This window comes from Bacillus sp. S10(2024) (assembly GCF_050473865.1).
Classification (GTDB): Bacteria; Bacillota; Bacilli; order Bacillales; family Bacillaceae_G; genus Bacillus_A.
This window is the reverse complement of the sequence record NZ_JBFLUR010000001.1, coordinates 1-13,148: the sequence shown is the minus strand read 5'-3', so window position 1 is coordinate 13,148 and position 13,148 is coordinate 1. Positions and strand designations below refer to the sequence as shown.

Sequence of the window (13,148 nt, the reverse complement as noted above, 5' to 3'; positions counted from 1 at the left end):
AAATAATGATTTATATAGAAGTGAGTATGCTAAAATTCTTGTAGGAATGAATAGTGATATAAAATTAACAGTAATCAATTTACTTAATGAAATTATTTCTGACGATCCTAAAAGATTCGAGGGCGTTGCTAATGAAATTCTTAGTAAATTAAAAGAGGCTGATAGAAATTCATTCATGTAGATAGAATAAAAACCGATTTGATAAATTAGTGTCATTTCGGTTTTTTGTTGTCTTTTTTGACACACGATATCAGTATCCATCGTGTTTGTACCATCACTGAAGAAACCAACTTTAAAAAATGGTATGAAACAACTCAATACAATCATTGTGAGCATTATAAGATGAAAGATAGCGCAGCAGGTGTAAGTGGATGAAGTAGAAAGTGAGGAAGATAGAATGTATATAAGTAAATTAAAAAATATAATTAAATCCAATAATGACTTATTAGACACATACACTAAAGAAAAATGTGCTGACTTCTCAAAGTAACTAACTATAGAGAAAGAAAATTTTCATTTTAGGGGGTATTTTGTTTTTTTAGCTTGATAGCGATGGGTCCAACCAACAAAACGCGTATTTCGTACGCTAAGCAAATTTCGACACGAAAAAATTGATTTTGGTGTACACTAAGGATTTTTAGACGATGTAACAGAAACGATCGTTTTTTTACAATGCCTGTTCCAACAAGGGCTCGTCCTTAATTCATTGATTATGATGTAAAAAAACCTTGTCATATTAAAGTTTATATCCTTAGCGTACAAAATCTGTGAAATGTTGGTGCGGACCTTTTAGCCTTTATATATAGAGTGAGATAGGAAATTTATAAAAAGTGAATAATAACAATGGTTTAAGAGGTATAGAGTGTACCCAAAAGGGAACACCTGAAAAATAACGATTCATAAAAAAAGATGTCAATATAAAATGACATCTAAAACAAATAAATAGGTAACTTGTGCTTTTTACCATCTTCTGTTGGCCGAATAGGAGCTTTTTGGTTTTTCTTGGTTCTCCGTATAAGTGTTATGTTAAGTTGAATGTTAACTTTTTTAATTTGTAGCAAAAGTTAACGTATATTTTATACATTGACATAGTACCAAAAAAGCACCTCCTAGTACTATACATTCATACATGTATAGTACTAGGAGGTGCAGTCTGTTTAGACACATTATTTGATTGGCGGCTTACTGTTAATCCCTATCTTTCTTCTAACACTGTATGTTCAATGTATGTTTTGTAATTTAGTATTTTGAAAGAGTAAGAAAAAGAAAAATGCACTTAATACTGCAGAAAAAGCTGCGATTAGAAAGGCGCCCTCATAGCTTACAAATGATACAAGTACTAATAGCTGAGGTGCAAAGATTTTACTAATGGAATATCGCATATTGGCTGCAGCAAAATATTGCGCTTTTTGATTAGCAGTAGCGATTCCCGCAATATATGCATCCTGTGTACTCACAACAAGTAGCTCAGCTACTGTAAACACTATTATTCCTATAAAAAAAGTGATGTAACTTTGCGAAAATGCAAAGATAATCATAGAGAGAGCATACAATAAACTCGATCCTACAAAGCTAAACCTTGTACTATATCTAGATAAAAGCCTTCCTACGATACTCCCAAAGACGATTACTACAATACCATTTGTCATTAATAAAGATGCGTAGTATTGAGAAGCATTTATTGAAATACCGAATATGGATACTCCTTGAGTTAAGTCCTCAATTACTTTGGAAGGAAGCAATATTTCCAATTGCATGAAAGCCTGAGCTGCAAAGATACTGGCTAGTACAAAAATGAATAGTCGCCTATCCTTTCCTATAAGAGCTAAAGTGGATAGGAAACTACTTTTATTAGATTTTTTTTCTATAGTCAAGTTTCTATTATCTCTAAATTCCGGGGTTCCCCATAAAGAAATAAAAAGAAGCAACAGAGCCGAAATTAAAGATATCCAAACAAACCATATCGGCATAGAATCAAATATAAAACTACCTATAAGTGGCCCGATTGTTACTGAAGCACTAAATATTTGATAGGATAATATATACGTTTTTTTTCTGTTCTTTTTCATCAAGCCAATCTGAAATATAGGATTTCCCTACTGGTAAATATGCGGCATATGTAAGGCTCATTAAAGCGAAACTCATATAAATTGTTACATTACTTAATACTAATCTTCCAATAATAAATAATGTAGTAGCAATTAGAAATCCTATGCTTGTTAGTATTATTACAGGTTTCCTACCAAACCTATCAGCAAGAATTCCTCCCCAAATGCCAGAAAACATTCCTAAAACTGCAATAGTTACTAAAGCAATAGAAACAATACCCGCATCCCATGCTTTTGTTAAATATAAAGTCATGAAAGGGAAAAGCATATAAAATAATATATTTTGAATACCTTCAGAAATAAGGCGTAAACGAATATGATTTTTTTTCATTTTTATATGATTTGTAGACATGTTGATTACCTCTTTAATGCGGATAGTCTCCAAGATATAATTCTCTATATGTTGCTGGTGTATTAGAATACCCCATATTGATACCAAAGTTAAGTGTTCTTGGGCTTACTGAAATAAGAGGATGGTTAAGCCTTTGTATATCACCAGTGACAATAACTCTAACAGTAGGTATATTAATAAAATCCTTTGTCAAATCGACATATAAAACATCACAACCAGGTATTTTTTTCTTCAATTGTTTAATGATATGTTGAATCGCTTGGTTAACACTTTTTATTTTTAGGCTAGGTTTATCTAGCATTGAAATACTTGGTGCTTTTCCCGCAATGTCTTTTTTATATAAATATGGGAGAGAATATATAGAATTGACTCTTGATAACAACTTAGCTCCAGAAATGCTATTATTCAATGGGTTATTGGGATCAACCAGTGCATCGCTTTGCATGGCTTCAGTAACGGAACGTTCCAATGCGATTTCAGGTGAAATTGAAGCACCAAAACCACTGAAAGCAAAATGCGTATCATTGTTTGGATTAACAATCCAAGTTCTGAATACAGGAATTTCTAAATCGTTTGTGTAATCTCTAGTTATTACTTCATACCCCATATCCTTCACCATGTCTATACGCTCTTTCAATACTTTGTTTGTTGAAGTCATATAGTCTAAACGAGGCAGAACATGTTGATTGGCTTGTCCAACCATCCAAGCATCATGCTCAATAATTTCAAGCAGTGCATGAAGAATGGCATCCTCAATAGTAGTTGCAGAAGCGAGTCCAGTAGAGGATCCTCCATAGAAACGACCTTTTGTATTTACATCATCCATAAACACCATTAAAGCTGGTACAAGTTTGTAATCATCCTTCACTAATGATTTCGCCCAAACCCAGTCAATTGCTGTATCAGGATTAAATTTATCATAACTTGTATTTTTATTTTGTATTGATTCGGCAATTGTATTCATTTCTATTGCGTTTTGCGCGACATCTTTATAAGATGCTTCTACAATGGGTACATCACCAACATATTGACGTCCAATATGCTCAAACATCTCAAAAGATGCAGAGAAGTATGACTGCATTTCAGTTAGACCTTTACCCCACGCTTTAGTTTTTCGGAAGAAATAAGGTGTTTTATTACTATGGGAAGTATCTAATATAGCATTATAGCAAGGTACTACACGATTAAAAGGATTGTTTACAGCACGCTTTACATCAATTTTTAATCCGATTCGTTCAAGCGTCTCATCAATCAACTGCTTTGTTTCTTCTTCAGTTTTAGAACGCAATCCACCAGTAGTATAACAAATTTCTCTTTCTAAAGAAGCTTTTGTATCTTTGAAAATAGGGAGAAGACCCTCTCTCCACTTCGTATAAGAATTATTCATAGCACGACAGCACTTACATTCTGTTGTCGGATAATAGGTATAGCTATTATCAAATGTAAGCGAATTTGCTTTGTAACACTTTCTAACATCTGCAAATTCCATATTCCCTTTTTGTAAATAACTAATTATGTCCTGACATATTAAATCAGCGACATATAATAATTGTGAATCTTTATAGGCATAAGGGAATTCATGTGAAAAATATAGCGATTTGATATCTTCTGTATCTATCAATTGTCCATTAAAAATTTTATTGTTAATATTTTTAATATGATACATGGTTTGGCATTCTAAGCATGCGGTTTTACCTGGAATAAAAAATGGACCGAGTCCTAGTTCACGACCATCAAAGTAACACTGTATAAATGGTTTGTTTTTAGAAAGCATTTTTTTATTCAAACACAGTATATCTTCATAAGTACATTGATCTGGTGCAAACACGGCAACATCAAAATCAATCATAGACTGCTCTAACAAAAACTCATCTATAGTGAACGCTATCGTTTTAAACTCTTTATGATAACTTGACTCTATTGCTTTATTCATCGCAGATGCTAGTCGCCCTTTTCCGATAATACAAACAGTGGCACCCTCTAAAGTCTCATTACTTTCCGGAGTTGGATAAATAATTCTCTCATTTACCAAAGCGGATAAAAAATTTCTTATCTCATCTAAAGGATATAATTCTTCTAATTCATTCTCTATTTTTTCAAATGTTCGAGTCCCATTTACTAAAGATAGAACTTTTTCTAAAACTTCGTGTGAACATTGCAAAATCTTTATTTCTCCATCAACAGTAGAAATAACTTGCCCATTTCCTTTTGGCGTTTCATTGTATGTTTTGTTAATTACCGGTATGTCATTTAAATTATAATTCATCATTATACATAGCCAATTTAAAGTAAATTAGCCTCCTCCTTCTTAAAAATTAATTTTTAAACAGAAAAATAGAAAATACAGTATACAGAGAACTATCTGATAAATACCTTTACTTTATGGTTTATCTTTATCGATTTATAAGTCACTCACATGGAAAAGACGGAATATTGGATAAACTCTTAAATATGTAACACATGAATCTTGCAATATGTAACTTCTTTCTCGAATTATTTATTGTTAATTAAGGTACATTTAAAACTCCTGCAAAGAAGGATACATAAGCACAGAAGTCCTTCCTTAAATAAATCTTCAGAAAATATACATCTTGTGCTTATGCAATCAATATAGAAACAGCTTAATATTCAATTCCTATGGAGTAACCTCTTTACTTTTACCTAGATTATGTAGCTTTGCACAATACTAAACTTCAAATGGGTACTGTTGCATGTTATTTTCAACTTCAACAACTGTGTTTGCTTCATTAATGATTTCCATTTTCATCCTTTGTCACCTCCTCTCATATGATCATCCTTTGTGCAATATTAAACTTCAAATGGGTACTGTTGCATGTTATTTTCAACTTCAACAACTGTGTTTGCTTCATTAATGATTTCCATTTTCATCCTTTGTCACCTCCTCTCATATGATCATCCTTTGTGCAATATTAAACTTCAAATGGGTACTGTTGCATGTTATTTTCAACTTCAACAACTGTGTTTGCTTCATTAATGATTTCCATTTTCATCCTTTGTCACCTCCTCTCATATGATCATCCTTTGTGCAATATTAAACTTCAAATGGGTACTGTTGCATGTTATTTTCAACTTCAACAACTGTGTTTGCTTCATTAATGATTTCCATTTTCATCTTTTGTCACCTCCTCTCATATGATCATCCTTTGTGGAATACTAAACTTCAAATGGGTACTGTTGCATGTTATTTTCAACTTCAACAACTGTGTTTGCTTCATTAATGATTTCCATTTTCATCTTTTGTCACCTCCTCTCATATAATCTTAAATACCATTTATAGAAAGGTTACTATTCTCTCAGTAATATTTCTTTTCCTCGCCATTGAAGATATATGAAACTTATTGGCCATCTCATATGTAATTTTAGGAGAATAAGAACCTTCTTCAATTAGACTTTGATATAGTTTCTCATCTAATAGATTCTCTCATCTAATAGATTCTCTTGTGCTTTTGTTGGCATTGCTAAAGAAAATGCCACAATAAATAAAGCAAGAATAGATGAATTTTACAATGATTTCTTTGTTTGTAATTTATTACCTTTTATTTTCTATTTCATAATACTATGATGATATAAAAAATTCAAATATTTTAAAAAAGTTGGATTTATTAGTGAATCGAAAAAGGCTTATTATCATGCGTGTTGATTATCTAATTTATTCCAATAAAATTATAGACAAAAAGAGAGATGCTTCTTGTAAAATGTGAGTTACGACACAAACATTTACGAAAAGAGGCATCTCTCATGAACAATGAATATCACATTCCAAACATTGATTCAACAACGATCACAGTTGGAAAAAATCGTTTATCATGGGCAGTTTACTACGGTGAACATTCTGGTATTAACTTGCATGTTAGCTTCACAAATGAAACTGGTATGCCACTTCAAGTCATTGAAACAATGGGCCTAAACCATGACGGACCGATTGGGAAACAATTAGAAGACAAACGATTTATACTAGTTGGTAATTTAAATCGTGATAAATAATATCCTTGCTTATCTTGGATAGACTTAAAGTCTTGTAAACGAAAATATCCTAGGTCACGAATATATAGTTCATTCTTTTGTATCATGCCTGTGCGAGTCGCACCATACGACTGATCACTCCGTTTTCCAGGTTCAATTTTCACATCAGAAAATTCTCCACTCAACAAGTCATACTCTAGTTGAATTTTCACACCAGCTTTATGGCTACATCCTCCGGCACCAGGATAAGTAGATGCGAATCGATCTGGAACTTGAAAAGTTGTAGAATCAAGGATACGAATGCGCTCAAAGTAAGCAGAAAGAGAATGAGAAATCTTAGATAACCCTCCAATTTTAGCTTGTAGAAGTGTAGTAAATACAGTTCGAAAGAAGGCTACAGAAGCCGAATTAAATCGCCGATTAAGTCCCTCCGGACTTAATAAAACTCCTGTTGAAGTTTCTAATTGACTACAAAGTTGAGTAAGAGAGGTAGTAGCGACCTGTTGATTTAACCATACACACAAAGATAAAAAATGATGCCCGTGGCATTTACGTTTTCGTTTCATGCCGCCTGCTTCTATAGCTAATTGATTAAGTGTAGCGGGAGACATATATCGATATAACTCTTCGGCAAATAAAGACAACTCTTGTTTTTGATGCATATTCATAAAAAGCACGTCACCCTTTCTCATTAATATAAGAGAATGGTAACGTGCTTTTAACTTCAAGAATAGTCCAAATCCTTAAGTTGATGGATGTGGGGCGGGACCCCATTGCTATCAAGCTAACAAAACAAAATACCCCCTAAAATGAAAAAATACGCTATTCTTTCTGTAGAATCATAGGAAAGGATGGCGTTTTTGTATGTCTATTTCTGTATCTGATGAATTACAACTATTTGCTGAAGAATTACATGAATATCTTACTCCTTCATTTTTAGAAAATCTTGCTAGAGAACTAGGTTTTGTACAACGAAAACGTAAGTTTTCAGGGCATGATTTAGCTACTATCTGTGTTTGGATTAGTCAACGAGTAGCGAGTGATTCTTTAGTGCGCCTATGTAGTCAACTTCATGCTGTTACAGGAACACTTATGAGTCCAGAAGGACTCAATAAGCGTTTCAATAAAAAAGCTGTTTGCTTTTTAAAACATATTTTCTCTTCGTTATTAAAAAGTAAAATTTGTGAAACATCAGTGATTCCTAGTTCTTCAATCGCCTATTTTCAACGAATTCGTATTTTAGATGCAACAATTTTTCAGGTACCAAAGCATTTAGCTAGTGTGTATCCTGGATCAGGTGGTTGTGCTCAAACAGCGGGTATAAAAATTCAGTTAGAATATGATTTACATAGTGGTCAGTTTTTAAATTTCCAAGTGGAACCAGGAAAAAATAATGATAAAACCTTTGGAACACAGTGTTTATCAACATTACGCCCTGGTGACCTATGTATTCGGGATTTAGGCTATTATTCACTGGATGATTTAGATCAAATGGATCAACGTGGCGTGTATTATATATCGCGGCTCAAATTAAACAATAGGGTATATGTCAAAAATGAATTTCCTGAATACTTTCGAAATGGGACAATAAAAAACAATCTCAGTACATCAAAGCTGATTTAGAGCACATTATGGATACTTTAAAACCAGGACAGTCCTATGAAATAAAAGAAGCTTATATCGGAAAGGGTAAAAAACTATTCACGCGGGTGATTATGTATCGATTAACAGAAAAACAACTTCGCGAGCGTATGAAAAAACAGATGTATACGGAAAGTAAAAAGGGTATTACGTATTCGAAAAAAAGCAAACGATTATCTGGCATGAACCTATATGTTACCAATACACCTTGGGAGATTATTCCGATGAAACAAATCCATGATTTTTACTCTCTCCGTTGGCAAATAGAGATTGTATTTAAAACATGAAAATCCCTATTTCAAATTCATCATTGGCAAAATATTAAACAAGAGCGATTAGAATGCCATGTTTATGGAAAACTCATTGCCATTTTTTTATGTTCTTCTACTATGTTTAAGATGCGCCAATTAATTTTACAAAAGAATAAACAAGAATTAAGTGAATATAAAGCAATTGGAATGATTCAAGATCATTTATCGATTTTGTATCAAGCCATACAACAAAACACCCAAGAGATAACAAAGATTTTAATCCGTCTGTTCCACTTGCTCCAGAAGAATGGGCGGAAACCTCATCGATATGAGAAGAAAACAGTCTTTGATATTTTGGGTGTTGTCTATGAATATAATGGATTGAGAAAACAAAAGAAAGCTTCATAATTTAAAAATGAAACCCGTTAGGGTTTATTTGGTATGCGTATGATTAAAAGTATGCTTATATTTTAGGAATGCTTTACCCCCACAAAATGAAAGTACATTTTGTTTCCATTCTTAAGTTGATGGGCATGCGGCTGTACCTCTATATAGTGCTAAAAGCAAAACAATGGTTCTTGACTTGGACAAGCAAGTATACGAGCCGAACCGCCTAGATCATTCGTCTCAACATAGTTCTTACTCAAAAATTGATACGTAATACGTGGGGTTTCGCCCCCACACGACGAGCCAGCACTCTAGCCAAAAAGCAAAGGAAAACCTTACACTGACAACTATCTTTGGTGAATGATATAATTGGAAATATAAAGAAATGTTTTCAGTTATGTTTTGCGATTAAAGAAACGGTATAAGTACCTAACGTGCTGTACAGTATATAGAAATCACTCTGACTATAAGTTTTAAACGATAAATATAGTATGAATGTATACAATAAACATAATTAAAGGAGAATAGAACTTGATAAAACATATACTCAGTTTCATTTTTGGAACAATTGTTATGTTAATTGGTTCCTTTTGGGTTATTCCTTGCACTCTCGAAGCAATTGACAGTAATGTAAGCCATATTCCTCGTAACAAAAAGTATTTTAGTAAGCTATATGACTATGATATTAATCTTTGGATGATTGCAACCCTTATATCTTTCATTTTTTGTGCAATTACTATTTTTATATTTAAGTTACCTAATTATAAAAAGAACCGAAGTACTCATATAAAAAAATATAGTCATACAAATCAGCGTAAAAAAGCAAAGAAAAGGCGTCGTAAATAATTATTTTTTATAAAACAATATACATATTTTATTTTGGATAATATAAGTAGAAAAACGAAAAAAATTGACATCTCCAGGAGAAAATGTACATTTTTTGTTTGGAGTGTTATAAAATTCTTAAGTTGATGGGTATGGGGTCACGTCACCAAAAGTAAAAAATTGTACGCTTAGATACAATTTAGGCACATTTCAGCCGATTACCTGTACGTTAAGGAAAAAGAAAGCTATATTGATTCTACTAGCTTTCTTTTTTTGAAAGAAGATTGATCGAAACGAATTCTTCTTTCAAAAAACCTCCGTTCAATTTTTATAATAAAGTGTGATTAAAAGATTGGTTGAGTGACAAAGAAAGGTACCTTTGTATAAAGCAATGCGGACCAGGGGAATCATAATGTGATGGATATGTGGGAAAAAGAAGATATTTTAATGGCTTTGAAGAAGCGGTATGTCTCTAAAGGTAAAATTGCGAAGATGTAGGGGACCCCTACTACCTGGTCATTTGCTTGGAAAATTTTATCATTCTAAGTAAGGAGAGAAATATGTACACGATTAGCAGATTTTCTCAGCTATGCAAAATGAGTGCTCGTATGTTACGACACTATGACAAAGAAGGACTCTTGAAGCCAGTATATATAGATGCAACGAACGGATACAGATATTATGAGAATAGTCAATTAGAAATGGCATTACTAATCAAAAAGCTGAGAGAATACAACTTTTCTTTGCCGGAGATTAAAACCATCCTTCAGACATCAGATAGAAAATTGTTTATCAGATTCATACATTTGAAAATAAATGAATTATCAAAGGAAATCAATCGATATAGACGGATCATTACAGAAATGCAAGAGATGATTGAAAAAAAGGTGGATTTGATTCAAGGAGAAAGAAGAGCATATGATATATTGCTCGGAATGAGAAAAGAGGTAAGTGTCGTAAGTCAAAGATTGCAGATTAATATTGCTGATGTAGACAAGTGCATTGATTCCTTATACGATAAGGCGGAAAAAAGTAACATTCAGTTACGTGGTGTACCCTCTGTCATTTTTTTTGATGAAGAGTTTAGCCCTGACCATAGCGATATTGAATTAATGATTCCGATTATTCCTGGGAATGAAAGAGATATATCAAGAGAATGGCAAATAAAAAAGCTCTCTCAAAAGTTTATTGCCACTACATTGCATATCGGAAGTTATGATTATATTGGATATGCACATATGGCGCTTGAAGAATGGGCAGAATGCAACGGTTATTGCTTAGATGGTCCGTCTTATGAAACTTATTTGAAAGGTCCAGAATGTGACTGCTCTGTGGAGGAGTATGTGACACAAATCTGTTTTCCTGTCATCAAAAAAGAAAAACAATAATTGCTTGACCTTGACACTATGTCAAAGCTTATTCTACTTCCAAGAGAAAGTAATCAAAACATAATAAGGAGATTATGAAATGAATAAGATGATTATACTGTGCTCAGGGGCTGTATTAGTAGCTGGAATCTTAACAGGATGTATTCAAAGTAAAGCTGATGAAAGCCAAAGTATAAAAGAACAAAGTGTAGGCAAATACTCAATGCCTGACGAAAGAGGCAAACATGAAGGTACATGGTTGCAATGGCCTCATAACTTGACATATGGTAAAGGTTATAAAGAAGAGGTTGAATCAATTTGGATAGAGATGACAAGTGCTTTAAGCGAAGGAGAAAATGTTCATATTATCGCATATAATGAATACGAAAAGAATTATATTTCTAATCTTCTGTATGAGAAGGGTATAAATATGGAGAAAATTTACTTTTATATCATTCCTACTAATGATGTATGGGCAAGAGATTCTGCACCGATTTTTGTATATGACAAGGATAAGAATATTAAAATCATGAACTGGGGATTTAATGGATGGGGCAAGAAAACCCCGTATAAAAAGGATGCATTAATTCCAAGCAGTCTTAGTAAGCAATTAGGTATGGAAAGAATTAATCTAACTAATGTAGTACTTGAAGGTGGAGCCTTTGAACTAGATGGTAATGGTACATTTTTATCCACACGTAGTGCTGTCGTTAACAAAAACAGGAATCCTAAGTTATCAGAAGCAGAAATAGAGGAGTATATAGAAGAATATCTTGGTGCTACTAATTTTATTTGGCTAGATGGTGTCTCAGGTTTGGATATTACGGATTTCCATATTGATGGTTTTGCTAAATTTTATGATCAGTCTACAATTATTACAATGAAAGAAGATGATTTAGAGGAATGGGGTGTTTCAAATAAAGATATTAAAACATTAATGAATGCTAAAAATGCCTTTGGCAAGCCTTATCAGTATGTGTATTTACCAATTAGTAAAAACAATGTAATTTTAGATAATGGAAAAGATTTGGGATACAAAGGTTCATATATAAATTTTTACATTGGGAATACAGTTGTATTAGTTCCGAATTATAATGATCCTAATGATAAAATAGCAAACGATAGAATCCAAAAACTATATCCTGACCGTAAGGTGATTGGAATTGATGTAAGGGAGCTGTATAAAAATGGTGGTATGATTCATTGTGTTACACAGCAACAACCGGTCAGTTTAAAGTGATAGAGTTTGTTGCTGTGAATTCCAATATATTCAAAAGTTAAGTATGAAGGACTACATGAATCTATATCAATTAAGGCTTGGAACCTTTTGGATTTTATTTAAAATAAACTACGCGGTGACATCTATAAATAATCTCAACGTACATAAAAAAGGAAGACTTTCCAAATTCGAAAGGTCTTCCTTTTTTATGTACGTGAATAATGTCCGCTAATGCTTATTGCATGATTTGGTTCCATTGCTACACAGAACCCGTTATAAAAGAAATACAGAAAACTACCAAATTTCAATCGAGATAACTAGTAATAACATTCATATAGTAACCCTTATTGATACAAGGATTTCTACTTTAACATATTTCCAAAAGAATTCCCCTTCCTCAAGGAATGAGAAGGGTGAAGCCCAATGAGTAGGGAGGGGCTGAATTTTGGTTGGCGTAAGCCAAAGGATTGAAAAAGGAATTTCCTCGAATCAGATAGTATGTATGTAAAGAATGATTTGGATCTTAAAGTTATCGTTTGCTGGCTGTGGGCGGTGCACCATTAGAAATGCTAAAACAATACATCGAAACACAAGGGCAAAACGAATGGGAGGGGATGACAATGTTGTTGAATCAAAAATATGAAATCTTTCCAACAGAAACACAAAAAGAAGTGTTAGGCCGTTGGTTACAATATTGTCGTCAAACCTATAATTCTGCCTTGCTAGACAAAGAACGGAAATATAAGCAAAACAAAGAAAATTACAATCGTTATGATATGCAAAGACAACTTACATTAGACAAGAAGACGTATCCTTTTCTAAAAGAAATGCCTTCTCAGCCTTTGCAAGAAGTGTTTGTACGTCTAAAAAAAGCGTTTGATCATTTCTTTCGGAAAGATGCAAAGTATCCAAAACAGAAAAAGTATAAAGACTACAATAGTATGACGTTTCCACAATTTGGATTCAAACCAAACGGAAAGCATCGTTATGCGATGTCTTTTTCTGATAACTATA

The 13,148-nt window shown here is 33.0% G+C and carries 8 protein-coding genes and 3 pseudogenes; 7 read left to right on the top strand and 4 right to left on the bottom strand.

Annotation, left to right across the window (positions count from 1 at the left end; all coding sequences use genetic code 11):
• Positions 1–181, top strand: a pseudogene (locus AB1280_RS00055) (Imm30 family immunity protein); the annotation flags it as partial.
• Between the two features lie 1,039 nt (positions 182–1,220).
• Here the strand turns inward: AB1280_RS00055 and AB1280_RS00050 are convergent.
• Genes AB1280_RS00050 through AB1280_RS00040 form a run of 3 tightly spaced genes read right to left on the bottom strand, consistent with a single transcriptional unit; the run spans position 1,221 to position 4,729 of the window.
• Positions 1,221–2,069, bottom strand: a complete 849-nt coding sequence (locus tag AB1280_RS00050; RefSeq protein ID WP_429754502.1) for an MFS transporter — start codon at positions 2,067–2,069, stop codon at positions 1,221–1,223.
• Complete coding sequence (locus AB1280_RS00045) at positions 2,020–2,460, bottom strand: MFS transporter (protein ID WP_429754501.1); 441 nt, start codon at positions 2,458–2,460, stop codon at positions 2,020–2,022. The genes AB1280_RS00050 and AB1280_RS00045 overlap by 50 nt, the downstream gene beginning before the upstream one ends.
• A gap of 13 nt (positions 2,461–2,473) precedes the next feature.
• Entirely contained in the window at positions 2,474–4,729 is a 2,256-nt protein-coding gene (locus AB1280_RS00040) for a YcaO-like family protein (RefSeq protein WP_429754500.1), read from the bottom strand.
• A gap of 1,490 nt (positions 4,730–6,219) precedes the next feature.
• On the opposite strand from AB1280_RS00040, the gene AB1280_RS00035 reads away from it, so the two are divergent.
• Positions 6,220–6,465, top strand: a complete 246-nt coding sequence (locus AB1280_RS00035; RefSeq protein ID WP_429754499.1) for a hypothetical protein — start codon at positions 6,220–6,222, stop codon at positions 6,463–6,465.
• Here the strand turns inward: AB1280_RS00035 and AB1280_RS00030 are convergent.
• Positions 6,378–7,112: pseudogene (locus tag AB1280_RS00030) on the bottom strand (IS4 family transposase); the annotation flags it as partial. The gene AB1280_RS00035 and the pseudogene AB1280_RS00030 overlap by 88 nt on opposite strands.
• A gap of 196 nt (positions 7,113–7,308) precedes the next feature.
• On the opposite strand from AB1280_RS00030, the pseudogene AB1280_RS00025 reads away from it, so the two are divergent.
• From AB1280_RS00025 to AB1280_RS00005, 5 genes and pseudogenes are all read left to right on the top strand, one after another.
• Positions 7,309–8,744: pseudogene (locus AB1280_RS00025) on the top strand (IS4 family transposase).
• A 510-nt stretch (positions 8,745–9,254) separates the two neighbouring features.
• The gene (locus AB1280_RS00020) at positions 9,255–9,569 is read left to right on the top strand and encodes a hypothetical protein (protein ID WP_429754498.1); all 315 of its coding nucleotides are present in this window, start codon (positions 9,255–9,257) and stop codon (positions 9,567–9,569) included.
• 539 nt (positions 9,570–10,108) lie between these two features.
• Positions 10,109–10,936, top strand: coding sequence for a MerR family transcriptional regulator (locus AB1280_RS00015; protein WP_429754497.1), 828 nt, complete (start codon positions 10,109–10,111; stop codon positions 10,934–10,936).
• A 202-nt stretch (positions 10,937–11,138) separates the two neighbouring features.
• On the top strand, positions 11,139–12,155 hold the full coding sequence (locus AB1280_RS00010) for an agmatine deiminase family protein (protein WP_429754504.1): 1,017 nt from the start codon (positions 11,139–11,141) through the stop codon (positions 12,153–12,155).
• A gap of 593 nt (positions 12,156–12,748) precedes the next feature.
• On the top strand, positions 12,749–13,148 hold a 400-nt coding region (locus AB1280_RS00005), incomplete at its 3' end, for a helix-turn-helix domain-containing protein (RefSeq protein WP_429754503.1).

Bases quoted from the DNA above. Each gene is read 5' to 3' on its own strand.
- AB1280_RS00050 (WP_429754502.1), bottom strand. From the start codon at position 2,069: ATGAAAAAGAACAGAAAAAAAACGTATATATTATCCTATCAAATATTT.
- AB1280_RS00045 (WP_429754501.1), bottom strand. From the start codon at position 2,460: ATGTCTACAAATCATATAAAAATGAAAAAAAATCATATTCGTTTACGC.
- AB1280_RS00040 (WP_429754500.1), bottom strand. From the start codon at position 4,729: ATGATGAATTATAATTTAAATGACATACCGGTAATTAACAAAACATAC.
- AB1280_RS00035 (WP_429754499.1), top strand. From the start codon at position 6,220: ATGAACAATGAATATCACATTCCAAACATTGATTCAACAACGATCACA.
- AB1280_RS00015 (WP_429754497.1), top strand. From the start codon at position 10,109: ATGTACACGATTAGCAGATTTTCTCAGCTATGCAAAATGAGTGCTCGT.
- AB1280_RS00010 (WP_429754504.1), top strand. From the start codon at position 11,139: ATGCCTGACGAAAGAGGCAAACATGAAGGTACATGGTTGCAATGGCCT.